This is a genomic window from Mycoplana sp. 10N416 (assembly GCF_056394765.1).
The window spans coordinates 40,434-64,749 of sequence record NZ_JBFTIM010000001.1 but is presented as its reverse complement, the minus strand read 5'-3'; the positions used below and the strand labels follow the sequence as shown (position 1 = coordinate 64,749).

Sequence of the window (24,316 nt, the reverse complement as noted above, 5' to 3'; positions counted from 1 at the left end):
TGATCCGCACCAAGGACACCGATTCGTGCGTCGGCAAGGATCGTCATGACCTCGCCGTGGCCGACTATGCGGTTGCTTGAGCGATGAGGGGACGCAGCCGCAACGGCTGTTCACGCCTGGAGCGACGGCGGTCGCGCCTGCGGCGGATTTGTCGCATGCCACTTCGGCCGCTGCGGCCGTAATAGTTGATTTAAGTCAAGGAGGCCTCAGGATACGGGGCGCACAAGGTTACCGAAGGACGGTGCCGCTCGATGAATATTTACAATGCTCTAGAACCCAAGACGGAGCCCGCCATCGAGCGGCTCGAGGCCGAGGCGGTCAATTCCGCCAAACACCGCAAGCCACTCTACGAGAAGCGGCGGAAGATCTTTCCGAAGCGCGCAGAGGGCCAGTTCCGGCAGTTCAAGTGGATCGTGATGCTGGTGACGCTCGGCATCTACTACCTGACGCCCTGGATTCGTTGGGATCGCGGCGCTCATGCGCCGGACCAGGCGGTGCTGATCGACCTGGCCAATCGTCGCTTCTACGTCTTCTTCATCGAGATTTGGCCGCAGGAGTTCTTCTTCGTGGCCGGCCTGCTTGTGATGGCGGGTTTCGGGCTGTTTCTGGTCACGTCGGCAGTCGGTCGCGCCTGGTGCGGCTACGCCTGTCCGCAAACCGTGTGGGTCGACCTGTTCCTCGTCGTCGAGCGGGCGATCGAGGGGGACCGCAATGCGCGGATCAAGCTTGATGCCGGTTCGTGGACGCTTGATAAACTACGCAAACGGGTTGCCAAGCACGTCGTATGGCTCGCCATTGCGGTTGCCACCGGCGGCGCCTGGATCTTCTATTTCGCCGACGCACCGGAACTGCTCAGAAGCTTCCTCACGTTCGATGCGCCGCCCATCGCCTATGTCACCGTCGCCGTGCTGACGGCGACGACCTACGTTTTCGGCGGGCTGATGCGCGAGCAGGTCTGCACCTATATGTGCCCCTGGCCGCGCATCCAGGCTGCAATGGTGGACGAGAATTCCCTGGTCGTCACCTACAACGACTGGCGTGGCGAGCCGCGCTCGCGCCACTCCAAGAAGGCGCTTGCGACCGGCGAAAGCGTGGGTGACTGCGTCGACTGCAACGCCTGCGTCGCCGTCTGTCCGATGGGAATCGACATTCGCGACGGACAGCAGCTGGAATGCATCACCTGTGCCCTGTGCATCGATGCCTGCGACAGCGTCATGGACAAGCTCGGCAAGGAGCGCGGGCTGATCGCCTACGCGACCCTCTCGGACTACATGGACAACATGGCGCTCGCCACCAATGGCGGTGCGGGGCCGATCGATCCCGCGCGCGTTCGCAACCAGACGGACGGTACCCTTTCGGACAAGGTGCGCCACTTCAACTGGCATGTGATCTTCCGCCCCCGCACGATCTTCTACCTGGTGGTCTGGTCGCTTGCGGGTCTGGGGCTGATTTTCGCGCTTGTTTCGCGCGACCGCCTGGGGCTGAATGTCATTCATGATCGAAATCCGCAATATGTGCTCGAGTCGGACGGTTCGATCCGCAACGGCTACGAGGTCAAGCTTCTGAACATGATCCCGGAGCCCCGCATCATCACTCTCTCGATCGAGGGGATGCCGAATGCGACGATGCGCATTGCCGGTCACGACAGCCCCGACAGCCGTCATTTCAACATCCCGGCATTGCCGGACAAGGTGACGGCGTTGAAAGTGTTCGTGACGCTGCCGAAGGAATTCGGCGCAGAAGCAGATGGCGGTTTCCGGCTCGTGGCCGAAGATAAGCCGGGCAACGAGCACAGCGCCTATGACGCCAACTTCAACGTTCCAGGAGGTACGCGATGAGCCGGGCTGCGAAGACCCCAAAGGCGCCGTTCACATTCACCGGATGGCATATGCTGGGTGTGATGCTGCTGTTCTTCGGCACGATCATCGCCGTTAACCTCGTGATGGCGTGGAACGCGGTCAGCAGCTGGAGCGGTCTGGTGGTACAGAATACCTACGTCGCCAGCCAGCAGTTCAACGGCAAGGTGGCGGAAGCGAAAGCCTTTGCCGCCAGTGGACTGGCGGGCTCGCTGCAGACCGCCGACGGCCGGGTCAGCTATCAGCTGCGCGATGCCGCGGGCGCCGCGGTGGCAGCCGACGCCGTCACGGTCACGTTCAAGCGCCCCGTCGACGAGCGGGAGGATTTTCGGCTCACCCTTGTCGAAGACGGTGCCGGGAACTACGCTGCCAAGCGGGACATGGCAGGCGGACAGTGGATCGCCGACGTCAGCGCAGTCCGGGGCGGAGAAACGATCTTTCATCAGACGATCCGTCTTGTCGTTGCGGGAGAGAAGCCATGAGTTGCTGCGCGCCCGGTACCGAAGGCGCCCTCGACGGCGCGGCGGCCTTCGGAGCCACGCCATCGGCCGAAGAGCTTCTGCTTGCAAGCCGCGATCTCGGCGAAGGGCTGCGCCAGACGGATCTGAGCGTTCCTGCGATGCACTGCGGCGCCTGCATTTCGACGATCGAAAATGCACTGACGGAGTTGGCCGGGATCGAGAGCGCGCGCGTCAACTTGACGGCGAAACGCGTGACGGTGCGGTGGCGCGCGGGGCAGGGCTTTGATCCGCAGACGATCGTGACCGCAATTACCTCGACCGGATATGCCGCGCATCTGTTCACGGCTCAGCTTGCCGGCGACGATGAGTTGCGCAATCAACTGATACGGGCTGTGGCGGTGTCGGGCTTTGCGGCCATGAACATCATGCTGCTGTCGGTGTCCGTCTGGTCCGGAGCCGAAGCCTCGACCCGGGACATGTTCCACTGGATCTCGGCCTTTATCGCCGGTCCGGTGCTGCTCTATGCCGGCCGCTTCTTCTTCCGCTCCGCCTGGGGCGCCCTGAAGCACGGCCGCACCAATATGGACGTGCCGATCTCGCTTGCCGTCACGTTGTCTTATTTTGTCTCGCTGTGGGAGACGATCCATCACGCCGAGCACGCCTGGTTCGACGCGACGGTCACGCTGCTGTTCTTCCTTCTGATCGGCCGTACGCTCGATCACGTCATGCGAGATCGCGCCCGCTCCGCAATCACAGGCCTCGCCCGGCTGTCGCCGCGCGGTGCCATGGTGGTATCGGCCAGCGGTGCAAGGGAATACCGGCCGGTCGAGGAGATCGCGGTTGGGGACCAGCTTTCGGTTGCCGCCGGCGAGCGGATCGCCGTCGATGCGCGCGTCGTCTCGGGGACGAGCGACGTGGATCGTTCCCTCGTCAGCGGCGAGAGCGCACCTGTTACGGCCCGCCCGGGGACCCAGCTGGAGGCTGGTGTCATGAACCTCACCGGGGCGCTCGTGGTCGAGGCGACCGCAGTGGCGCGCGAATCCTTCCTCGCCGAAGTGATCGGCCTGATGGAGGCTGCCGAAGGCGGGCGCGCCCGCTACCGTCGCCTTGCCGACCGTGCCGCTGCCTACTACTCACCGGTCGTGCACCTGCTCGCCCTCATTTCGTTCTTCTGCTGGGGCTTCTACGACGGCGATTGGAAGCATGCGATGCTCGTTGCTGTTGCCGTGCTGATCATCACCTGCCCGTGTGCGCTCGGCTTGGCCGTGCCGGTTGTGCAGGTCGTGGCCGCCGGCCGCCTGTTCGGCAATGGCGTCATGGTCAAGGACGGTTCGGCGATGGAACGGCTTGCAGAAATCGACACCGCGCTGTTCGACAAGACCGGAACGCTGACCATGGGGACGCCACGGTTGGTCGGGCGCACGTCCGCAGTCGAAGCCGCCGGTGAGAGACGTCCGGCAGCCCAACCGTTCGCCATCGCTGCGGCGATCGGCGGACACTCGCGCCACCCGCTGTCGGGCGCACTGGCCGCCGCCTACACCGGACCCTTGCCGCAGTTCCAGACCGTCACGGAGATCCCCGGCTGCGGGCTTGAGGCCGTGGCGCCCGAAGGAACCTACCGGCTTGGCAATCGTGCCTTTGCCTGTGGTGTTGCCGACGACGGGAATGACGGCGCGGCGACGTCGGAGGTCGTTCTCTCTCTCGATCGGCGGCCCCTCGAAACCTACAGTTTCGAGGACCGGCTTCGGCCGGCTGCGCGAGACGCGATAGACAGCTTGCGCCACCAGGGTGTCGAAGTGGGCATCCTCTCCGGCGACCGGCCGGCTCCGGTCGAACGGGTCGCATCGGTGCTGGGTGTCGAGCGGTGGCGCGCCGCCCTCGCGCCGCGGGACAAGACGGAGGCCGTGACGACGTTTGCCGAATCCGGCCGCAAGGTGCTGATGGTCGGCGACGGCATCAACGATGCACCGGCGCTATCGGCCGCGCACGTGTCGATGGCGCCGGCGACCGCCGCCGACATCGGCCGGCAGGCGGCAGACCTCGTCTTCCTGCACAACGGGCTCGACTCGGTTTCCTTTGCGCTGGAGACTGCACGCAAGGCCAGCAGCCTGATCCGGCAGAACTTCGCGCTTGCGATTTGCTACAACGTCATCGCGGTTCCGATCGCGATCCTTGGCCATGCGACACCGTTGATCGCCGCCATCGCCATGTCGACCTCCTCGATCATCGTGGTGGGCAATTCGTTGAGGCTGAGGGGCAAGGCGCCTGCGGCGGCAGACAATGCCGTGAAGCAGGCACCCTCTGTCGGAATGGCAAGGCCCGCATGAGCACGCTGGTCTATCTGATCCCGATTGCGCTTTCTCTTGGCGGACTTAGCCTTGCGGCCTTTCTGTGGTCGATCAAGAGCGGTCAGTACGAAGACCTGGACGGCGCGGCCTGGCGTGTTCTCGACGATGGAGATGGCGCGACAAGGCATGGAGAACAGCCGGACGATCGTCGGGCGTGATGGTCCATCGAGCCCGGACGACACACTTGTCCTTGTCGTAAATCGATTTGAGTGCGAAAACCACGACTACCAAAGTTCGGGATGCTTCAATCCCGCGCTTCGAGCAGTCGGGCGTGCGCATTTTCGTAGGGTGCTTTTGCATCCGGCGATGCGTCCATTTTCATACGGAGGTAAGACGGTGGTACAGGCGGAAATCGGTTTGATCGGTCTCGGCGTCATGGGATCGAATCTGGCGCTCAACATCGCCGAAAAGGGCAACAGGGTCGCGGTCTTCAACCGTACCGTCGCGCGCACCCACGAGTTCTACAAGGAGGCCGGGGCGCTGCAGGACAACATCGTGCCCTGTGACACGATCGAGGAGTTCGTCGCCGCCATCCGGCCGCCGCGGCCGATCATCATCATGATCAAGGCCGGCGATCCGGTCGATCAGCAGATGCAGCAGTTGAGGCCGTTTCTCGAGAAGAACGATATCCTGATTGACGCCGGCAACGCCAACTTCCGCGACACGATGCGCCGCTTCGATGCACTCAAGGACACCGGCCTCACCTTCATCGGCATGGGCGTTTCCGGGGGCGAGGAGGGCGCGCGCCACGGCCCCTCGATCATGGTCGGCGGCACGGAAGAATCCTGGAAGCGCGTCGAGAAGGTGCTGACGTCGATTGCCGCGCAATACAATGGCGAGCCGTGTGTCGCCTGGCTCGGCGAGAACGGTGCGGGCCATTTCGTCAAGACGATCCATAACGGGATCGAATACGCCGATATGCAGATGATCGCGGAAATCTACGGCATCCTGCGCGACGGGTTGAAGTTGAGCGCCGCCGAGATCGGCGAAGTCTTCGCCGACTGGAACAAGGGGCGCCTGAACTCCTACCTGATCGAGATCACCGCGAAGGTTCTGGAGGCTGCCGATCCCATCAGCGGCAAGCCCATCGTCGATGTCATCCTCGACCAGGCCGGCCAGAAGCGCACCGGCAAGTGGTCCGTGATCGAGGCACAGAACCTGGGCGTTCCCGCAACCGCGATCGAGGCGGCCGTGGCTGCGCGCGGTATCTCTTCGATGAAGGCCGAACGCGAGGCGGCGCAGAAGGTTCTTGGCCTTCCTGCCGTGGCGCCGCTGTCGGTTTCCGACAGGGCGGCGTTCATCAAGGATCTTGAGCTCGCATTGCTGGCCGCCAAGATCGGCGCTTATGCGCAGGGTTTCGCGGTGATGGCGGCCGCGTCGAAGGAGTTCAAGTGGAACCTGCCGATGCCGACGATCGCCAAGATCTGGCGGGCCGGTTGCATCATCCGTTCGCAGTTCCTCGACGAGATCACCACCGCGTTCACCAAGAACCCGGATGCGGTGAACCTGATCGTCACGCCGGCCTTTGCCGCCATGCTCGAGGAAACCGACGCTGCGCTGCGTCGCGTCGTCTCGACGGCAGTCCTTGGCGGTCTACCCGTGCCGGCTCTCGCATCTGCGCTCGGTTATTTCGACAGCTATCGCCGCGGCCGCGGCACGGCCAACATCATCCAGGCCCAGCGTGACTTCTTCGGGGCGCATGGTTTCGACCGCGTCGATGGCGCCGACAGCCATCACGGCCCTTGGGGCAGCGGGCTCGGGACCGGCGCCTGACCGATCGTTCGGAGGGGCTGCACGGTGGCGCCGGCCCCTCCAATCCTGGTTTCATAGAACTCAGCACCACGTGCACCCAGCCTGCCGGCTTCGGCAGCGCGGAGGCACGCGCGCTGCTGCGAGAGGATATGCGAGAACGAAAGAAGAAGGCGGCCTCACCCAAGACGCAGCCAGTGTCCAGGTATCGCGTGCCGGCGCGGAGGTCGCGGCCAGGAGAGCCGATGCGTTTCAGTTGCCCCTTGTGAGAGGCCCCCGGGCGGGGGTATCCATTGCCGAAGAAATAAACAGAGGGAGTGAACGATGGCCTGGCAGCCCGCGGAAAATCGATACCACACCATGAAGTACAACCGCGTCGGACGCTCCGGCCTCAAGCTGCCGGCCGTCTCGCTCGGCCTGTGGCACAATTTTGGTGGTGATACGCCACACGAGCGGAAGGTCGAGATGTACCGGACGGCCTTCGACCTCGGCATCACCCATTTCGACCTCGCCAACAATTACGGCCCGCCACCCGGTTCGGCCGAAACCGCTTTCGGCGAAATCCTCCGCACCGATTTTGCCGGCCTGCGCGACGAACTGATCATTTCCTCCAAGGCCGGTTATGACATGTGGCCCGGTCCCTATGGCGAATGGGGCAGCCGCAAGTATCTGATCGCCTCCTGCGACCAGAGCCTGAAGCGCATGGGTCTCGACTATGTCGACATCTTCTACTCGCACCGCTTCGACCCCGAGACGCCGCTGGAGGAGACCTGTGCCGCGCTCGACCATATCGTCCGCTCGGGCCGCGCGCTCTATGTCGGCATTTCCTCCTACAACTCACAGCGCACGCGCGAGGCGGCGGCGATCCTCAAGGATCTCGGAACGCCCTGCCTCATCCACCAGCCGAGCTATTCGATGCTCAATCGCTGGGTCGAGCGAGACGGCCTGCTCGACACACTCGACGAACTCGGCATCGGTTCCATCGTCTTCTCGCCGCTCGCGCAGGGCATGCTGACGACGAAATATCTCGGCGGTATCCCGGGCGACAGCCGGGCGGCACAGAACCATTTCCTCAAGAAGGATTTCATCCGCCCGGAGATCATCGACAACGTCCGCAAGCTCAACGAGATCGCCGAACGCCGCGGCCAGACGCTGGCGCAAATGGCGATCGCCTGGGTTCTGCGCGGCGACCGTGTCACCTCGGCGTTGATCGGCGCGAGCCGTGCCGCCCAGATCGTCGATTGCGTCAAGTCGCTGGAACGTGCTGATTTCACTGCCGAGGAACTGGCGGAAATCGACGGTTACGCGCGCGAGGCCCACATCAACCTTTGGACCCGGTCAGCCGAACTCGAATAGTCGTACGGTCCCGACCCGCAGCCGACATGCCTTTCGACTTCGGCGACTGCGCCTACTGAAAGGAAAATGGCCCAAATACCAAAGAACCCTCGTTGTCCCTGGAAAACGAGGGTTCTTTTTCGTCGATGTCCGGTCGTCAGGATGCCGCGCCGACAACGCCCGCATGCGAGGGAAAGAAACGCTCGAGACCGCGGCGCTTGCCGAACAGGATGTCGTGCTGCAGGAACCGGTAGTCGCGAATGAGCGGATCGATGTTCTTCTTGCGCGACCAGTCAGGCGTCGCATTGCCGTCGTCGCCGATCAGCTGGTAGCGGTCGATGACGTCATACTGTTTCTGAACACGACCGAGAAAGCCGGTGTAGTAGGGGTGCTCGAAGCCCGCCTCCGTCAGGATGTGGTAGGGCAGCAGCGCCGGGCTGATGGTGCCGATGTCTTCCTTCACGCCGGTCTTGTTGGACCAGACGATGAGCGGGGTTTCGTGCTCCTGCTTCATCTGCTCGACCGAGCCGCGGCGGGAGGCGGTTACATTGTTCATGTAGCCGGTCGCCGTATAGACGGTGTTCAGCGGTGGCAGGTGGTCGCCGAAGACGACGATGATCGTCTCGCGGTCACGGTTGCTCGCCCAGTCCATCAGCGTCTTCAGGCTGTCATCCGCCTCCTTCACGCCCTGCGCATAGGTGGAAAGTGCCTGTCGGTCGGCAAACTGCAGGTTGCCTTCGACCTTGATCGTGTTCTTCGCATACCGGTTCGGCTCATAGGGGCCGTGACCCTGCAAGGTTACGGCGAAGAAGAAGAATGGATCCTGCTGTGCATCGGCCTGGCGGATGATCTCGTTCGTCAGCGCCTCATCGGAGGCGAAAATCCCCCGTTTCGTCATGACAGGCATCGTCTCTTCGGTGCGGAAGGTCTCGAAGCCAAAGGACTTGTAGACAGAGGTGCGGTTCCAGAACCAGCCGGCGAAGGGGTGAATTGCACGCGCGGTGTAGCCCTCGCCGCGGAAGAATGTCGCCAGTGACGGAATCGGATTGCGGACATACTGCTGGTAGGGAATGCTGCCGGTTGGCAGGAAGGCGTTGGAGAAGCCGGTCAACGCCTCGAACTCCACGTTCGCCGTCAGTCCACCGAACTCCGGAGAGAAGACCGCGCCGGTCGTGTTCTCGCGAATGACGGGCATCGGGTCAGGGGAGAGTTTCAGGCTCGGCAGGCGCGTCGGATCCCATAGCGACTCGCTCATGACCACGATCACGTCGGGCTTGCTGCGGTGGTTGGTCCCTGCGGGAAGCGGTTCCTGCTGAATATGGTCGATCGCGTCGCCCGAGTAGCCGGCCGGAGCCTTGACGTTCGCCATCGGCAGGTTGATCGCAAAGGCGAGCATGAAGCCGTTGTGGCGATAGTTCTCCGCCTGGTCCCACATGATCGGGAAGACGTGCAGACGATCGCGGACCCAGGAAAACTGGTTGTAGTCCATGATCGAGGAGAAGCCTGCCAGCAGCGGAACGGCGATCGCCAGCCGCAGGGCGCGCTCCTTCAGGGTCAGCGGCCGAAACCGCTTCCAGGCAAAAATCCAGACCGAGAAGAGTACGGCGATGGCCGACAGCGAGCCGATTCCGACGGCGACAGCCGTCCACGGCCGATCGCGAACCAGCGCCGGCATCAGTTCCATGATCTGGCGGCCGAACAGCAGGTCGGTGGGGTAGAGCGGATCAGTCAGGAAGATCTGCTTCTGCTCGGAGATGAAGGCGAGAAGGATAGCGATCGGCGCCAACACCAGCACCGCCTTGTGCTGGCGGCCGATCAGCGCGTCAAAACCGAGAAAGGCAAGAAGGAACAGGCCGCAGGTGGTCCAGCCGGGCTGCGCATAGGTCGTCAGGAAGGTGATCGTGGCATTGGTCGAGTTGCGCGTGATCAGTTCGACGGCGGCGACGGTGGCGACGGCGAGCAGCACCGTCAGGCCAACGGAACCCAGCACCGCCATCGTCTTTGCGACGCGGGCGGGATGACCTGTGTCGACGGTAAACCGCTTCTCGACGGCGGTTGCCGTGACGGCAGAACTTACAAGGGTCACGCGTTACTCCAGGCTTCATAAAAGTGTCGTCTCTCTGTCATATCGCTGTCACCTTGAACAGGGGATGAATAGTCACGCCGCCGCCGGCGGGTGCTCGCTGGCCGTCAGATCGCACGATCCGGCCGCGTCGCCTGACGCGCCTTTGCGGAAACGAAAACCCTTCATTTTCAAACCAGCGATCATCCTTTAAACAGCGTCTTGAGACCGCCCGTCGTTATGACGCCCGGGCGAGTGCGGATCGAGGGCAGAGATGAACGAGAACAACAACAGGACGACGCTCCGCATTGCGGTCGCCCAACTTAATCCAACGGTCGGGGACGTCGCCGGAAACCTGGCGAAAGCGCGCGAGGCGCGTGCCGACGCCGCCCGTCAGGGAGCGGATCTGCTGCTACTGACGGAGCTGTTCATTTCCGGCTATCCGCCGGAGGACCTCGTTCTGAAGCCGGCGTTTCTCAAGGCATGCCATGCGGCCGTCGATGCGCTCGCCGCCGACACCGCCGATGGTGGTCCGGGCGTCGTCGTCGGCTTCCCCCGCCAGGGTGCGACCGGCCGGCACAATTCCGTCGCCGTCCTCGATGGCGGACGCATTCTCGTCTTTCGCGACAAGCTCGACCTGCCGAACTACGGCGAGTTCGACGAGAAGCGCGTGTTTGTCGAAGGCGCCATGCCCGGTCCGGTCAATTTCCGCGGCGTCCGGCTCGGCATTCCGATCTGCGAGGAGATCTGGAACGACATGGGCGTATGCGAGACGCTGGCAGAAAGCGGAGCGGAAATCCTGCTGGTGCCGAACGGTTCGCCCTACTATCGCGGTAAGGTCGACGTGCGCCACCAGGTGGCGCTGCGACAGGTGATCGAAACCGGGTTGCCGATGGTCTTTGCCAACCAGCTCGGCGGACAGGACGAACTCGTGTTCGACGGTGCGAGCTTTGGCCTGAATGTCGACAAGTCGCTCGCCTTCCAGATGAGCCAGTTCGAGGAATCGGTCGCGCTCGTCACGTGGAAGAAGGAGAACGGCACCTGGCGCTGTGACGGCGGGCCGATGGCCAAACTGCCCGAGCAGGAGGAGGCGGACTACCGCGCCTGCATGCTGGGGTTCCGCGACTACGTCAACAAGAATGGCTTCAAGAACGTGGTGCTCGGACTTTCCGGCGGCATCGATTCAGCGATCTGTGCCGCGCTCGCCGTCGATGCGCTGGGCGAGGAGCGGGTGCGCTGCGTGATGCTGCCCTATCGCTACACCTCGCAGGAGTCGCTGAGCGATGCGGCGGCCTGCGCAAGGGCACTGGGCTGCCGGTATGACATCGTCCCGATCGAAGCGCCGGTCGTCGGCTTCATGGACGCGCTGTCCGACATGTTCGAAGGCACCGAGTCCGGCATTACCGAGGAGAACCTGCAGAGCCGCGCACGCGGGACCATCCTGATGGCGATCTCGAACAAGTTCGGCTCGATGGTGGTGACGACCGGCAACAAGTCCGAGATGTCCGTCGGCTATGCGACCCTCTATGGCGACATGAACGGGGGGTTCAATCCGATCAAGGACCTCTACAAGATGCAGGTCTATGCCTTGTCGCGTTGGCGCAACACTTCGGTGCCGCCCGGGGCACTCGGCCCTTCCGGCGAAGTGATCCCGCGCAACATCATCGACAAGGCACCGTCCGCCGAATTGCGGCCAAACCAGACCGACCAGGATTCGCTGCCGCCCTATCCGGTGCTCGACGACATCCTGGAGTGCCTGGTGGAAAACGAGATGGGCACCGAAGAGATCGTCGCGCGTGGCCATGACGAAGCGACCGTCCATCGTATCGAGCACCTGCTCTACATTGCCGAATACAAGCGCCGGCAGTCGGCACCTGGCGTGAAGATCACCAAGAAGAATTTTGGCCGCGACCGGCGCTATCCGATCACCAACCGGTTCCGCGACCGATGAGACAGGGATGAGCGATGATGCGCAGCTCGGTCGAGATACACAACATCAGGACGGGACTGACGCGCGTCGCCTGGGAGACCGACCAACTGGTAGAAGCGCCGAACTTTTCTCGTGACGGCCGGTCTCTCATCATCAATGGCGACGGCCGGCTCTACCGGCTGCCGCTTGACGGCGGCTCGCCTTTGCCGCTCGACACCGGATTTGCGACCCGCTGCAACAACGATCACGGCCTGTCGCCGGACGGGCGTTGGCTGGCCATCTGCGACAAGACGGAATTCGGCAAGTCGGCCATCTACATTTTGCCCGCCGAGGGTGGCACGCCACGCCTTGTGACGCCAAAGCTGCCGTCCTACTGGCACGGCTGGTCGCCGGATGGGAAACGGATTTGTTATTGCGGTATCCGCGAGGATCTCTTTGACATCTATACGATCCCGGTCGAAGGCGGCGAGGAGGAGCGGCTGACGTTCGGCGAGGGGCGCAACGACGGACCGGACTGGTCGGCCGATGGTCGCATCTACTTCAATTCGAGCCGGAGCGGGCGCATGCAGATCTGGTGTGTTCGGCCGGAAAATCGCGAGGTCGCGCGCATCACCGACAGCCAATGGGCAGACTGGTTCCCGCATCCGTCGCCGGACGGGCGACACCTGCTCGTGCTTTCCTACGATGCCGACGTGCTTGACCATCCCCGTGACCAGCGCGTCCGCCTCCGGTTGATGGATGCCGACGGCCGAAACGACCGAGTGCTGTTCGAATTGCTCGGCGGGCAGGGGACGATGAATGTGCCGAACTGGTCACCCGATGGCGACGAGTTCGCCTTTGTGCGCTACGCCCCTGCAGGTTGACGCGCTCGCGGCTCGACCATGTGACGCTTCAAGGGCCGTTCTGCAGCTTCAGATTTTAACCGTTCGGAAACCAGGCTGCTTAAGGGAATATTCCCGCTTTTTGCGCCAAAGTGCCGCGACAAAACGCAAAAGGCGGCAATGCAGACCGCCAGCATGTCGGTGGGGAAAGACATGGCGAATGCTGGGGCTGAGGGTCCGGTCGCGCGCCGGAGCAGCGTCAAGATCATGATTGGTCTTGCGGCGATCGTGATCGTCGCTCTGTTCGCGTCCGCCAATTTCATGGTGCTTGACTACTCGATCCGGCAGGCGAACGATTTTGTTGCGACCTCCGAAAAGACGCTGGTCAAGAACGAGTTCCGCCAGCAGATCGAACAGGTTGTGCTTTACCAGAGCGGAATGTCCGTCTGGGATCGAGGCTTCGATGAACTGGCCGACGGCTCGTTCAGCGACGATTTCATCCGCCGGGAGTTGCGCGACTGGCTCTGGAGCGATTTCGGCTTTTCCTGGATGGTCTTCACGAAGCCGGGCGAAGAGACGGTCCTGGCCGTCCACAATCGCCACGTCGTTCGGCCGCATGATGCCGACCAATTGCTCTACTGGGTCAGCGACCTGACCAAACGCGCCGAAGCGGCCTACTATGCGGCGCTCAGCCGTACGCGCGACGGCTGGCTTCTTGCAAAGCCGGCCGAGAGCGGCGGCGTCTTGTCGCCGACATTGGCGCAGATCAACGTCACCGGAATGCGAATGATCGACGGCACGATGAGCATCATCGTGGTGCAGTCCGTCGTCCCCAAGCGGCTTTTTATTCCGGATGCGCGCAAGAAGCCTGTGCTGTTGGTCACCGTCAAGCCGATCACGGCCAAGATGCTGGCGAATTCCGAGCAGCGCCTGGGGATCCGCGATCTGGGCTTCTTGCCGATCACGACCGAGGATAGCGATCTCTTGCTCACCGGTGTCGGCGGCGACGCCTTCAACCCGATGGCTGCGTCCTGGCGCCCGAACCGCCCCGGCTCGTTCGTCTGGTCGATGGCGATGCCGCAGATCACCGCCCTGGTCGCGATCTTCGTCGTGGTCATGGGTTTCGTCGCGCTGAAGTTCGCCTCGACTGTGCGGGCCCTGGAGCGAAGCGAAGCGCGAAATGCGTATCTCGCCTGCCACGATGCGCTGACCGGCTTGCTCAACCGTTCCGGCTTTGACGATGCCATGAAGGAACTGCTCGACAAGGACACCCGTCCGTTTGCCGTCTTCGCGGTCGACCTCGATCAGTTCAAGGCCGTCAACGATCGGCATGGTCACGCAGCCGGCGACGCCGTGCTCAGGACGATCGCTTCCCGGTTTCTGGGCAGGGTCGCCGACAAGGGAGTGGTGGCGCGCCTGGGTGGCGACGAGTTCGCAGTGCTGCTTCACGGCATGACCGACAGGCAGGCTCTCCTCGATCTTGCCAATGGCCTGGTGCGCGACGCGCAGATCCCAATTCCGTTCGGCGGACAACTGCTGGCTGTCGGCAGCAGCGCTGGCGTCGCTGTCTACCCCGAGCATGGCCGGACCGTGCACGACCTCATGGTGGTTGCCGATACGGCGCTCTATACCGCTAAGAACGGTGGCCGCAACCGTGCCGTGTTTGCGGCGCCCGATGAGGACAGCGCGGCAAAAGACATCGGGGTTGTCTATTCGCGACACGCCATCGTCGGCCCCGGCCTTGCATCGTAGGCACCGGCGTGCGCAAGTGTCGCCCGTCAGGTGCCCTTGCGCGAGCAGGGGAGAATCGGGAATTCGGTGGGGCTGACGCCATGCGTTCGATCTGAGCGCAGACACCTTGGCAACTCCAGCCTCGAAGCCGAAACGTGCCCAACGCTGTGACGGGGACGGCCAAGCCTGGAAGGATCGACCCTTCCGAACGCCACTGGTGCTTCAACCGGGAAGGCGGCGCGGCCGGAGGATCCGAAGTCAGAAGACCGGCCTGGCGAGATAGACCAACCCGCGCGGACGGCGGACGGTTTCATGCATTGTTGGGGAGATGACGATGCAGCCTCTGCCAAAGGACGATCTCGTCCACGCACAGCCATTTTCGCCCGCCGAGCGGGCAGCCGTATACCGTGCGATCGAAACGCGCCGCGATGTGCGCGACCAGTTCCTGCCAGAACCGGTGCCCGAAGACCTGCTCGAGCGCTTGCTTCGCGCGGCGCATCTGGCACCCTCGGTGGGTTTCATGCAGCCATGGAACTTCATCGTCATTCGCGACCAGGACGTGCGTGCGCAAGCGCACAGGGCATTTGAGCGTGCCAACGAGGAGGCGGCGATGATGTTTGCCGGCGAGCGCCAGTCACTTTATCGCTCGCTGAAGCTCGAGGGCCTCCTGAAGGCTCCGGTCAGCATCTGCGTGACCTGCGATCCGGACCGTGGCGGAGCCGTGGTGCTGGGCCGCACGCACAATCCGCGCATGGACGTGTATTCGACCGTGTGCGCGGTTCAGAACCTGTGGCTTGCGGCCCGGGCGGAGGGCGTCGGCGTCGGCTGGGTCAGCATTTTTCACGACGCGGATATTCGTGCGCTCCTGGGCATTCCCGAACGGGTCGAAATCGTCGCCTGGCTTTGCCTCGGCTTCGTCGACGAGCTCTATCGCGAACCGGAACTCGCAGTGAAAGGCTGGCGGCAACGATTGCCGCTCGACGAGCTCGTTTATGCCGAGCGGTGGGGAGAGCGGCGGTAAAGACGGTTCAGTTCGCGCCCGCGGGGTTGCGCAGATCGATCTTGGGTTCGTCCGGGACGAAAACAGGGCCGACATTGCGCACCTTGTCCTTCTCCGGATCGTAAGGACGCTCGATCACGACCTTTGACGCGGCGCTGCCCACCGGGTGCATGCGGATCGTCGTGACGGAGCCGGTGTTGTCCTTGATGGTTCCGGTACCCGTTGCCGGGCTGGTGTAGGCAAGCCGGCCGCAGCCACAGGCTTGCGGCTTGGGCAGGCCGCGTGTGCGATAGGCGAAGGCTGCCGGCAGTTGTCTGTAGAGCCTGCCGGTGACGGTCGAGACCATCTCGCCGCTGTCGACGGAATCGAGCGCCTGGTAGAAGAGTTCGGTTTCCGTCTGCGGACACAACCTGGCGCAGACCCGCTGGTCTCGCCGGAAGTCGAGCGGGGAAGCGCCTGAGGTTACGGGGAAGAACCCGCCGTCGCAGGTTCTGACGCAGACCGTGCGCAATCTGCCGCCCGAACCGCCGCTGGTAACGTAGCGGGTCGCCAGGCCGTCAAGCGGAAACTCGCCATCGGGCAAGGGCGCTTCCGCAGCCTGGCTGGCCTGCGCCGTGCTTGGTTCGTCGCCACTGCCGCAACCGTGCGCTTCGATCGCCGCAAGGATACGGGCGCGGGCTTCCTGTCCGTTTTCCAGCGACGCAAGTGCGCTGCGCCCTGCCTCTATATTCCTGAGGTTGCGGTCCATTCGTTCGACCGAGGCGGCGAGTTCGCTACATTGGCGGGCAGTCGACGTCCGGTAGACCTTGACGCTGCCCGTGCTGCAGCCAAGCTGGCGCAGACTAGCTCTCGCGCTCTGCAACTGATTGTTCTGCTCGGTGATGGCGCTGGAATCGGGGGCGCCGTCGCCGGTCGGAATTTCCACACTCGTGAGGGCCGCAAGACGCGAGTGAAGATCTGCGCAGACGTCGTCTGCCCGAGCCGGTACGGCCATGGCGAGGAGGAGGGCGGAGGTCGCCAGAACCATCGATCGGCGCGAGCACAAGAACACTGCGGCGACTCCGGACAGGGGAATTGCTGGCATCACATCATCATACGTTGCAGGAGCGCCGGAGCAACGCGCTCATGGAAATGTGATTAATCGCCGTGATGGCCGTCGAAACAGCTGATTTTGGAAATCAGGTTCGCGCCGCCGGGTGGAATTGATCTCGCCCGGCCCATGGTGTAGCACAGTGCATCCTATCCGATTGCGTCCACACCTATAGGTTTTGTATGCGCCTCACTTCCGTCCTGCTGAGTCCGTTCTACGCCCTCCAGCTCGCATCGGGTGCCAAATCCTTTGCCGACAATCCGATCATTGGCAGCAAGACGCTGAACAGGATGGGCCTGCACGCGAAACGCGTGGCGGTGGCAATGGACATGGCGGACCGGCGGCGCAAGTCGCTCGCGCAACTCGTCACACCCGAGCAGCGGCGTGAATACGAGGAGAACGGCTTCGTTCGAATTGAGAATTTCCTGCCGGCCGAAGTCTTTGCCAAGGTGACGGCGGAACTGGAGAACAGCGATTTCGACCGCTACGACATGCTGCAGGGGACCACTGTCACCCGCCGCGCACTGATCGATGACAGCGATCTGGAGCGGCTGCCGGGTTTCAAGGCAGCGCGCAACGATCCTCGCATGTCGAACCTCCTGCGTTACGTCTCTTCGCACGATGGCCAGCCGCTGCTCGTCGTCCAGGTCGTGATGGCGCTGCCTTCGACGCCGTCCAAGGAGACTGCATCCGACCCGCAGACGGCGCTGCACAGCGATACCTTCCAGCCCACCGCCAAGGCCTGGCTTTTCCTGAAGGACGTGGGCGACGAAGACGGGCCGTTCTCGTACGTGCCGGGTTCGCACAAGGTGACGCCGCAGCGCATGGCGTGGGAAAAGCGCATCAGCGAAAACTCGGATACGATCGAGAACAAGTACTCTGCGCGTGGCTCGCTGCGCATCATGCCGGAAGAATTGACAGCGCTCGGCTACGGCCAGCCCGTGAGGATGGTGGTGAAAGCGAACACGCTGATCGTAGCCGACACGCACGGCTTCCATGCGCGCTGCCCGAGCTACAAGGAAACGACGCGGGTCGAGATCTACGGGTCGCTGCGCCGCAACCCTTACCTGCCGGTGACCGGCCTGCACTTTGCGTCGCTTTCCTTCGTCAAGTCCCGCGTTAATCGGCTGATCATCGGCGGCATGAGCCTCCGTGGGAAGATCGGCCTCAAAGGCTCCCCGTGGGCGCCGGCCGGTCTCGGCAAGGCGCTGGAGTGGTCCAAGCGGCTGAAGCGGAAGTAGTCGAAGGATACGGTTGCCAAATACGTGGGTGGGTAAAACGAGTTGCGCTGTGCCGGATGGCTCGGTCAACCTCGAACCCTGCGCCGGCCTTTTTACCGCCCTGCTTGTTGCAATCAGCCCGTCAAGCCGCACTCGGTCCCGGGTCGTCGCCGTCGTTCCGGTCGAAGGGTGCCGGCATTGCGCGGGCCGGAAATGAGATGACACGCGAGGTTTCCGCAGGCTCCCCGTGACGTTGCTCCGACCGGGGCACCACTTTCTCGACGATGACCGTTCGCGGCCATCCGTCGTCCGGCATCACCGCTGCAGTATCACCTTCCGAAAGCCCGAAAAGTGCCAAACCAAGCGGGTCGTGAATCGATAGCGCGTGCGGTACGGCCTCGACGGGGAGTTCCGCCTGCACGATCACCACGGTGTGAGGGCTGCATCCTTCAAACCTGTAGGTCACACGGCTATTGATTGTGACGACATCAGGCGGGATTGCACCGCTGCAGTAGATCTCCGCGACCGCCAACTTCGCTCGAAGCAAGACCGCGAGCGGATCGCTCGCATCGGGCAGGCGGTCGAGTATGGTCTCCAGGATCGCCATGTCATTAGGGGTGAGTTTGCAACTGATCGGTTCCACGGGCATCTAAAATCTCACTTTCGCCGCAACGATGTTCGTTGCGCGCTCCAAACGAGGTCCAAGTCGCTGAAATTTTCCCCTGGTCGCGACGGCCCGCGCCAGGGGCTACGAGCCCGTGATCAAGCTACCCGCATGATGAATGAAGCGGAGGCGGCGTCGGTGGACTGGCGAGGAAGGGGGGGCGCCAAGCCGGGGCAGGGCGATCGCTGCCGAACTCAGTCGATGACACGTGCAGGACGCCATCAGCCAATCCTCACAACCCAGGCGCTAGAATTGCCCGGATGGCAGGATCGGTGCGGCGGCATGAAAAGTCAAGCGACGGGCCGGTGAGCGATGAGATCGACGCATGAAGGGTGGCCAGCACAGTGATGACGACATTGGCCCGTCAGCGTCATCGAGAACGTTCCGGCATCTATTTCGGGATAGCCCGCGCCGACACCGTGAGTCTGTATCTGGAATGTTCTCATTTTGCCAATGACTTCGTCTTGGCACTTCCTTGATGTGGTAGCAAAATCAAGGTCTTCAATGGTCGGAGCGGCGGGATTCGAACCCACGACCCCTTGACCCCCAGTCAAGTGCGCTACCGGGCTGCGCTACGCTCCGAACCGTCGCAACCCCTATAGTCTCGGTGCCGGGGATGCAAGGGGCAATTTCACCTATGCCAACAAATTGCGAAGATGTTCCCGCTACGGACGCGATGCAGGCGGTGAGGATGGCGCTCGGCCATGGCGAAACGGAAGCGTTTCTGTCGAACACCCCGCAGTCTGGGCCAAAAGATACGCGAAATCAAAAGCTCTGAAGCGCAGCGGGCCTGTGTCAAGCCCACTCATCCTTTAAGGCGGAGTGGGTGCGGCTGTATTACGTGACAAGGCTGCGGTAGATCGCCTCCGTTTCCGATATCATGCGGGGCAGATCGTAATCGTTGCTGCGCAACCTCGCGGCCACGGCGTAGCGTTGCAGACACGAGGGATCCGCGAGGCCGATCATCGCGTTTGCCAGCGTGCGAGGGTCGTCGTCGTTGGCAACCAGAATGCCGTTGTGGCCGTGCTCCAGCACGGTCGATGCGCCGCCAACGTCGGTGAGAATCAGGGGCTTGGCCGCGGAGGCCGCCTCCAGCATGACATAGGACATCGCTTCGTAGCGGCTCGGCATGACGATCGCATCGACGGCATCCATTGCTTCCGGTCCGGTGAAGCGGCTTGTCAGATGAATGCGTGCGCCGGCCGGGCTCTGGTTGATCCGACTGCGTACCAATTCCTCCAGTTCTCCGGCGCCGACCATCAGAAGATGGGCCTCCGGCAGTTTCGCCGCGGCGATCGTGAAGGCGTCGACCAGACGTTCGGGCGCCTTTTGCGGCGAGAGCCGGCCGACAAAGCCGAAGACGAGGGCATCGGCCGGGATGGTGAAGACCTTCCGGATCGTGCCGCGCAGGCCGCCCGGCGGGGTCTCAACGCCGTTGATGACGATCGACAGCTTCTTGCGGGGCATGCCGATCGCCCGGGCATGGGCATATTCGTCGGCGGAGACGCAGATCACCCGTTCGGTGAAAAATCGTGCCAGGCATGTCTCGATCGTGCCGTAGACGAACTGACCGGTCCTGCCGAGCGTGGGATCCATCGTGCGAAACGCATGCGGCGTATAGACCCGCGGGGCATGGCGACCCGGTAGCCGGATGCGCGCGAGCGCGCCGGCCTTCGAGCTGTGGCCGTGGATGGCGTCAAAGGGGCCGTGCTTCCGCATCAGGCGGCGCAGATTTGCAAAGGCGCCGAAGTCGGACAGTCCCGGCGAGCGGGCCATGTCGACCGGGTGGACGCCGTCGAGCCCAAGCGAGACGAGCTCATCGACGAAGCGCTCCTCGGCGCGTCGCGGAGAGTAGACGGCGTGAACCGTGTGGCCGCGTTGGCTGAGCCCCCGGCAGAGATCGATGAAATGGCGCCCCGAGCCGCCGCCGCTCGGTTCGAGCACCTGCATCAGGCGCAAGCGTCGCGTGGCCTTGTCGCTATGCCGGTCCATGATCGCTTCGCTGGTTCGGCCGGAAGCGCTTGCGGTGGCGATGTTCGAGGGCGAAACAGCCCCAGAGAACGCCGACGATGAGATAGAAATGCCGCCAGTGGTCGGTGTCGATGACGAAGCCGATCGCCGTGTGTCCGACAAAGGCGATGTAGGCGATCATCAGATAGGGCTGCCAGGGACGGTTCAGCAGCAGGTTGCGGAAACCGGTCCAGAGCGTCCAACTCACCAGTGTCAGGTAACAGAGAAAGCCGAGCCAGCCGTAGCTGGTCAGCGACTTCAGCCAGATGTTGTGCTCGTCCTCGGGAAAGATGGTGCTGAAGACCATCGGGCCGATGCCGAGCGGGGTTTCCATCGACATGAGAAAGCCGAGGCGGTGCCGGGCGAAGCGGCCGAGATGGCCGCCGTCGTAGTCCTGCACGAGCTGGGTGCGGCTGGAAAACAGCTCGGCGATCTGCGGGATCTGCAAGGCAACGACAAGGCCGATCACCATGAGCCCGATAGCCGAAATGCTGAGCGCCAGGATTTTCAGGCGGAAGGCTCCGGTGCGCTCCTTGAGCAGCATGATGAAGACCAGCGCGACCGCCGAAAACAGAAACAGCGCCCAGGCCGCGCGCGAGAAGGACAGGAAAAGCCCGAGCGCGATTATGAGAAGCCCGATCACGTTCAGCGGTGCCTTGGCCAGCCGATTGGCGAGCAGGCCGTGCATCAGGTAGAGGGCGGGGGCGACGAGAAAGGGACCGAAGACGTTCGGATCCTGGAATGCGCCCTTTGCGCGATCATAGAGCGTGAAGGCCTCGCTGCCGGGAAATGCGTTGAAGTAGCCGAGGATCCCCAGCGTGGCCGTGATCAGGGCGCTGGCGACCCAGGCGCGGAAGATCAGTTGCAACCGCTGCGGCTTCGCCTCGATGATCGCGGCGAAGAAGATGGATGACAGCGCAAGAAACAGCGAGACGGCGACATACATCGGGCCGTCGGCCATGTCGGTCATGACCGTCAACGAAAGCATGCCGCCGATATTGAAGGTTACAAGCAGCGCCAGGAGCGGGGCGACGCTGCGCGAGATCCGCAGCCCGAGGAGCGCCCAGATGCCGATCAGCCCCGCCATGAAGAGCTCGTACGGCGCCGGTTCGGAGATGACGAAACCGGACAGGAACACGCCGATCATGACGAGCGCAGACGCGATCACGCCGATGGCGGCAAGCTGCGGCCGCAGGGGCGGGGATATCGGCAGGGCCGCGGCGCTCAATAGGCGTTCTCCGTATTGAGCAGCCGGATCGGCGTCAGGAACAGGATCTTCAGGTCGAACAGCAGTGACCAGTTCTCGATGTAGTAGAGGTCGAACTCGGTGCGGTAGCGAATCTTGTCGTCATGGTCGATTTCGCCGCGCCAGCCGTTGATCTGGGCCCAGCCGGTGACGCCCGGTTTGACGCGGTGACGGGCAAAATAGCCCTCGACGATGTCGACGTACTTGCGGTCGTGCGACTGCGCCTGGATAGCGTGCGGGCGCGGGCCGACGAGCGACAGTTCGCCTTTGAGCACGTTGAAGAACTGCGGCAGCTCGTCGATCGAGGATTTGCGCAGGAAACGTCCGACCGGGGTCACCCGTGGATCCCCCTTGGTGACGGCGGCCCTCGCGGTCGGATCGGACATGTTGGTGTACATCGAGCGGAACTTGTAGACCTCGATGATCTCGTTATTGAAGCCGTGTCGCTTCTGCTTGAAGATGATCGGTCCCGGCGACGTCAGCTTGACCGCAAGGGCTGCGCCGATGAAGACCGGCCACAGCAACAGCAGCGCCAGCAGGCTGAAACCGATGTCGAAGATACGTTTTGCCACCGAATCCCAGTCGGCGATCGGCCTGTCGAAGAGGTCGAGAAGCGGGACGTTGCCGACTTGCGAATAGTTGCGCGGGCGGAAGCGAAGGCCATTGGAATGCGCTGCCAGCCGGATGTCGACGGGCAGAACCCAGAGCTTGCGCAGCAGAGACAGGATGCGCGTCTCGGCCGAGAGCGGCAGCGAGATGATGAGCATGTCGATCCGAGCCAGTCTCGCAAACTCGACCAGCTCCGCTATCGTTCCGAGCTTCGGATAGCCGGCCACGATCGATGGGGAACGTCGCTCGTCCCGGTCGTCGAAGATACCGCAGATGCGGATGTCGTTGTCGGGCTGGCGCTCCAGCGCACGGATCAGTTCCTTGGCCGGTTCGCCGCCACCGGCAATCACGGCGCGGCGTTCCATCGTTCCGTTCCGGGCCCAGCGACGGATCGAATAGGCGATCAGTTGCCGCTCCGCTACGAGATAGATGGCACCGAATAAAAACCAGAGCATGAACCAGACGCGGGAGGTGTTTTCGGCGACCTTGAAGAAGAAAAGCGCGAGCGCCATGGTCGCGAACGCAATTGCCCAGGCGCCGAGCAACCGGGGGATCATGCGCCAGGCCGCACGTAGCGACGGGATCTGGTAGGTGTCGGCCACGTGCAGCAGCAGCACGCCGAGCGCCGAGCCGGCGGCGATTACGCCGATGTAGAACAGCATCATGTCCAGCGATGGGGCGACGTAGATGCTTGTGATGCCGTAGCCGATGACGAACAGCATCGTGAATTCCAGCAGCCGCAGCAGCCCCGTGATCATGTTCGGCGAGTAATTTTCTGCGCGAAACTGCAGAGCGATCTGCTGGGCGAGCGGGTTGAGTTCGACCGTCTTGCCGCCATCCTGCTCCTCGGCCGCGCCACCCGGTTCGATGGTGCGCACCTCGGAAACCTTGCGCCGGATCCGTTCCGGGTCGAAGGCATCTGGCTTGTCAATACGGTTCATGGCTTGCATCCGGATCGGTCATGCGCACCGGATAGCAGAAAGCCCCTAAGAAACCGCTTACGCGAGGTGGGGAGAAACCGTACAACCTGTCTGGCAGCCGGGGCGTGGCAGCAGTTCGCGGTAGAGCTTCATCATCGACGTCGCCATGACGGAGGCGGAAAACTTGCCCTTGAAGGAAATCGGGTCCGGCATCACCTGCGTCCGCCACTTCGGGTCGGTGACCGAGCGTGCCATCGTCGCTGCGAGCGCGTCGGCATCGGCGGGTTCGGCCAATGCGATGTTGCCCTGGCCGAGAGCTTCCGGGATGCCGCCGACGCGGCTCGCAATCACCGGCACATTGGCGGCGAGCGCCTCAAGCACGATGTAGGGCATGGATTCCGCCCGCGAGGGGACGACGACCGCGCGTGCCATTGCAAACGCCTCACGCGCCTTCATCGCCGGCATCATCGCGATCCGCCGGCCCAGGCCGAGACGCAGCATCGTTTGCTGGTATTTCTCTTCGTCCGGGCCGTCGCCAATCATCAATGCCGAGAGTGGTCGTCCGACCCGCCGCTCCGTCTTGGCGAAGGCATCGATGAAGACGTCCGGCCCCTTCAGGTCGCGGAGCATGCCGATATAGAGGAAATCGGCCGCACCCTCGTGCGGATAAATCGTGTCGAAGTCGCGGTCGCTGATGCCGTTGTAGATGCGCTCGCTTCGGCAACGGGGCTTGCCGACCTTGGCAACGTAGGCTTCGCGCTCGAAATCACAGACGAACACGAGGGCGTCGGTGAAGGGTTCGAGCAGCCGCTCGGTTCGGAGCACCGCATTTCCCGTCATCGTGGCGCGGGAGTAATGCAGGCTGCCGCCATGCGGCGAATAAAGGCGGGCTACGCGATACCTGTTCACCCGCAACGCTGAGCCGATGAGCCGGGCAATGGCGCCGCCCTTGGCGCCGTGCCCGTGAAGCACATCCGGCTGCAAACTTCTTATTTCACGATAGCTGCCCGCCAAGGCCCGCAGGTCGCCCGGACTGACCGAGCGGCGGATCGGCAAGCGGAAGATCCCCAGCGACAGGAACGGCCGGATCTCGTCGAACAGCGCGTCCTCATAGGCGCCGCCGGTGCTGCTGTCACAGACGATACCGACATCATGGCCTTGCCGCGCATGGTATTCCGCGAGGTCGCGCACGTGCCGGAAGATCCCGCCGATCGGGGAGCGGAAGCAATGGATGATGCGCAGTGGAGGCTCGCTGGCCATGGGC

General features: G+C 63.2%; 18 protein-coding genes, 1 tRNA gene and 1 riboswitch. Of the genes, 11 read left to right on the top strand and 8 right to left on the bottom strand.

What is annotated here, in order from left to right; genetic code table 11:
- Positions 1-251 precede the first annotated feature (251 nt).
- From ccoG to mgrA, 6 genes are all read left to right on the top strand, one after another.
- Complete coding sequence (gene ccoG, locus AC1DDS_RS00290) at positions 252-1,838, top strand: cytochrome c oxidase accessory protein CcoG (RefSeq protein WP_477477077.1); 1,587 nt, start codon at positions 252-254, stop codon at positions 1,836-1,838.
- Positions 1,835-2,338, top strand: coding sequence for a FixH family protein (locus AC1DDS_RS00285; protein WP_477477076.1), 504 nt, complete (start codon positions 1,835-1,837; stop codon positions 2,336-2,338). Before ccoG ends, AC1DDS_RS00285 begins: the two co-directional genes overlap by 4 nt.
- Complete coding sequence (locus AC1DDS_RS00280; protein ID WP_477477075.1) at positions 2,335-4,644, top strand: cation-translocating P-type ATPase; 2,310 nt, start codon at positions 2,335-2,337, stop codon at positions 4,642-4,644. The genes AC1DDS_RS00285 and AC1DDS_RS00280 overlap by 4 nt, the downstream gene beginning before the upstream one ends.
- A complete protein-coding gene (gene ccoS / locus AC1DDS_RS00275) occupies positions 4,641-4,823 on the top strand; it encodes a cbb3-type cytochrome oxidase assembly protein CcoS (protein ID WP_310423803.1) in 183 nt (60 codons plus the stop codon). The genes AC1DDS_RS00280 and ccoS overlap by 4 nt, the downstream gene beginning before the upstream one ends.
- A 178-nt stretch (positions 4,824-5,001) precedes the next feature.
- The gene (gene gndA, locus AC1DDS_RS00270; protein ID WP_477477074.1) at positions 5,002-6,438 is read left to right on the top strand and encodes an NADP-dependent phosphogluconate dehydrogenase; all 1,437 of its coding nucleotides are present in this window, start codon (positions 5,002-5,004) and stop codon (positions 6,436-6,438) included.
- A gap of 300 nt (positions 6,439-6,738) precedes the next feature.
- Positions 6,739-7,770 carry an L-glyceraldehyde 3-phosphate reductase gene (gene mgrA, locus AC1DDS_RS00265; protein ID WP_477477073.1) on the top strand — a complete coding sequence of 344 codons (1,032 nt, stop codon included), beginning with the start codon at positions 6,739-6,741 and terminating at the stop codon, positions 7,768-7,770.
- Positions 7,771-7,906: 136 nt separating this feature from the next.
- On the opposite strand, the gene AC1DDS_RS00260 is transcribed toward mgrA, so the two are convergent.
- The gene (locus AC1DDS_RS00260; protein WP_477477072.1) at positions 7,907-9,835 is read right to left on the bottom strand and encodes an LTA synthase family protein; all 1,929 of its coding nucleotides are present in this window, start codon (positions 9,833-9,835) and stop codon (positions 7,907-7,909) included.
- Between the two features lie 250 nt (positions 9,836-10,085).
- On the opposite strand from AC1DDS_RS00260, the gene AC1DDS_RS00255 reads away from it, so the two are divergent.
- The 4 genes from AC1DDS_RS00255 (at position 10,086) to bluB (ending at position 15,314) form a co-directional block, all read left to right on the top strand.
- Positions 10,086-11,762, top strand: a complete 1,677-nt coding sequence (locus AC1DDS_RS00255; protein ID WP_477477071.1) for an NAD+ synthase — start codon at positions 10,086-10,088, stop codon at positions 11,760-11,762.
- A gap of 17 nt (positions 11,763-11,779) precedes the next feature.
- The gene (locus AC1DDS_RS00250) at positions 11,780-12,604 is read left to right on the top strand and encodes a TolB family protein (RefSeq protein ID WP_477477070.1); all 825 of its coding nucleotides are present in this window, start codon (positions 11,780-11,782) and stop codon (positions 12,602-12,604) included.
- A 171-nt stretch (positions 12,605-12,775) separates the two neighbouring features.
- Positions 12,776-14,314, top strand: a complete 1,539-nt coding sequence (locus AC1DDS_RS00245) for a diguanylate cyclase domain-containing protein (protein WP_477477069.1) — start codon at positions 12,776-12,778, stop codon at positions 14,312-14,314.
- A gap of 11 nt (positions 14,315-14,325) precedes the next feature.
- A riboswitch (cobalamin riboswitch) is annotated at positions 14,326-14,582 on the top strand.
- A 45-nt stretch (positions 14,583-14,627) separates the two neighbouring features.
- A complete protein-coding gene (gene bluB, locus AC1DDS_RS00240; RefSeq protein ID WP_477477068.1) occupies positions 14,628-15,314 on the top strand; it encodes a 5,6-dimethylbenzimidazole synthase in 687 nt (228 codons plus the stop codon).
- Positions 15,315-15,321: 7 nt separating this feature from the next.
- Here bluB and AC1DDS_RS00235 read toward each other — a convergent pair whose 3' ends face one another.
- Positions 15,322-16,377: a DUF2865 domain-containing protein gene (locus AC1DDS_RS00235; protein ID WP_477477067.1), complete on the bottom strand. Its 1,056-nt coding sequence runs from the start codon at positions 16,375-16,377 to the stop codon at positions 15,322-15,324.
- A gap of 188 nt (positions 16,378-16,565) precedes the next feature.
- Between AC1DDS_RS00235 and AC1DDS_RS00230 the strand changes: the two genes are divergently transcribed.
- Entirely contained in the window at positions 16,566-17,624 is a 1,059-nt protein-coding gene (locus AC1DDS_RS00230; protein WP_477477066.1) for a phytanoyl-CoA dioxygenase family protein, read from the top strand.
- 121 nt (positions 17,625-17,745) lie between these two features.
- Here the strand turns inward: AC1DDS_RS00230 and AC1DDS_RS00225 are convergent, their stop codons facing one another.
- From AC1DDS_RS00225 to AC1DDS_RS00200, 6 genes are all read right to left on the bottom strand, one after another.
- Positions 17,746-18,252, bottom strand: a complete 507-nt coding sequence (locus tag AC1DDS_RS00225; RefSeq protein ID WP_477477065.1) for a GreA/GreB family elongation factor — start codon at positions 18,250-18,252, stop codon at positions 17,746-17,748.
- 520 nt (positions 18,253-18,772) lie between these two features.
- A tRNA-Pro gene (locus tag AC1DDS_RS00220) sits at positions 18,773-18,849 on the bottom strand.
- 255 nt (positions 18,850-19,104) lie between these two features.
- On the bottom strand, positions 19,105-20,259 hold the full coding sequence (locus tag AC1DDS_RS00215) for a glycosyltransferase (RefSeq protein ID WP_477477064.1): 1,155 nt from the start codon (positions 20,257-20,259) through the stop codon (positions 19,105-19,107).
- Entirely contained in the window at positions 20,246-21,505 is a 1,260-nt protein-coding gene (locus tag AC1DDS_RS00210; protein WP_477477063.1) for an O-antigen ligase family protein, read from the bottom strand. The genes AC1DDS_RS00215 and AC1DDS_RS00210 overlap by 14 nt, the downstream gene beginning before the upstream one ends.
- A complete protein-coding gene (locus tag AC1DDS_RS00205) occupies positions 21,502-23,073 on the bottom strand; it encodes an undecaprenyl-phosphate glucose phosphotransferase (protein WP_477477062.1) in 1,572 nt (523 codons plus the stop codon). Before AC1DDS_RS00205 ends, AC1DDS_RS00210 begins: the two co-directional genes overlap by 4 nt.
- A 57-nt stretch (positions 23,074-23,130) precedes the next feature.
- Complete coding sequence (locus AC1DDS_RS00200) at positions 23,131-24,312, bottom strand: glycosyltransferase family 4 protein (protein WP_477477061.1); 1,182 nt, start codon at positions 24,310-24,312, stop codon at positions 23,131-23,133.
- Positions 24,313-24,316 lie beyond the last annotated feature (4 nt).

What these genes read in the sequence shown, in the direction of transcription:
- AC1DDS_RS00245 (WP_477477069.1), top strand. Translation starts at nt 12,776, where the DNA reads ATGGCGAATGCTGGGGCTGAGGGTCCGGTCGCGCGCCGGAGCAGCGTC.
- AC1DDS_RS00235 (WP_477477067.1), bottom strand. Translation starts at nt 16,377, where the DNA reads ATGCCAGCAATTCCCCTGTCCGGAGTCGCCGCAGTGTTCTTGTGCTCG.
- AC1DDS_RS00280 (WP_477477075.1), top strand. Translation starts at nt 2,335, where the DNA reads ATGAGTTGCTGCGCGCCCGGTACCGAAGGCGCCCTCGACGGCGCGGCG.
- AC1DDS_RS00205 (WP_477477062.1), bottom strand. Translation starts at nt 23,073, where the DNA reads ATGAACCGTATTGACAAGCCAGATGCCTTCGACCCGGAACGGATCCGG.
- AC1DDS_RS00255 (WP_477477071.1), top strand. Translation starts at nt 10,086, where the DNA reads ATGAACGAGAACAACAACAGGACGACGCTCCGCATTGCGGTCGCCCAA.
- ccoG (WP_477477077.1), top strand. Translation starts at nt 252, where the DNA reads ATGAATATTTACAATGCTCTAGAACCCAAGACGGAGCCCGCCATCGAG.
- AC1DDS_RS00200 (WP_477477061.1), bottom strand. Translation starts at nt 24,312, where the DNA reads ATGGCCAGCGAGCCTCCACTGCGCATCATCCATTGCTTCCGCTCCCCG.
- AC1DDS_RS00250 (WP_477477070.1), top strand. Translation starts at nt 11,780, where the DNA reads ATGCGCAGCTCGGTCGAGATACACAACATCAGGACGGGACTGACGCGC.
- mgrA (WP_477477073.1), top strand. Translation starts at nt 6,739, where the DNA reads ATGGCCTGGCAGCCCGCGGAAAATCGATACCACACCATGAAGTACAAC.
- AC1DDS_RS00215 (WP_477477064.1), bottom strand. Translation starts at nt 20,259, where the DNA reads ATGGACCGGCATAGCGACAAGGCCACGCGACGCTTGCGCCTGATGCAG.
- ccoS (WP_310423803.1), top strand. Translation starts at nt 4,641, where the DNA reads ATGAGCACGCTGGTCTATCTGATCCCGATTGCGCTTTCTCTTGGCGGA.
- AC1DDS_RS00230 (WP_477477066.1), top strand. Translation starts at nt 16,566, where the DNA reads ATGCGCCTCACTTCCGTCCTGCTGAGTCCGTTCTACGCCCTCCAGCTC.
- AC1DDS_RS00225 (WP_477477065.1), bottom strand. Translation starts at nt 18,252, where the DNA reads ATGCCCGTGGAACCGATCAGTTGCAAACTCACCCCTAATGACATGGCG.
- bluB (WP_477477068.1), top strand. Translation starts at nt 14,628, where the DNA reads ATGCAGCCTCTGCCAAAGGACGATCTCGTCCACGCACAGCCATTTTCG.
- AC1DDS_RS00285 (WP_477477076.1), top strand. Translation starts at nt 1,835, where the DNA reads ATGAGCCGGGCTGCGAAGACCCCAAAGGCGCCGTTCACATTCACCGGA.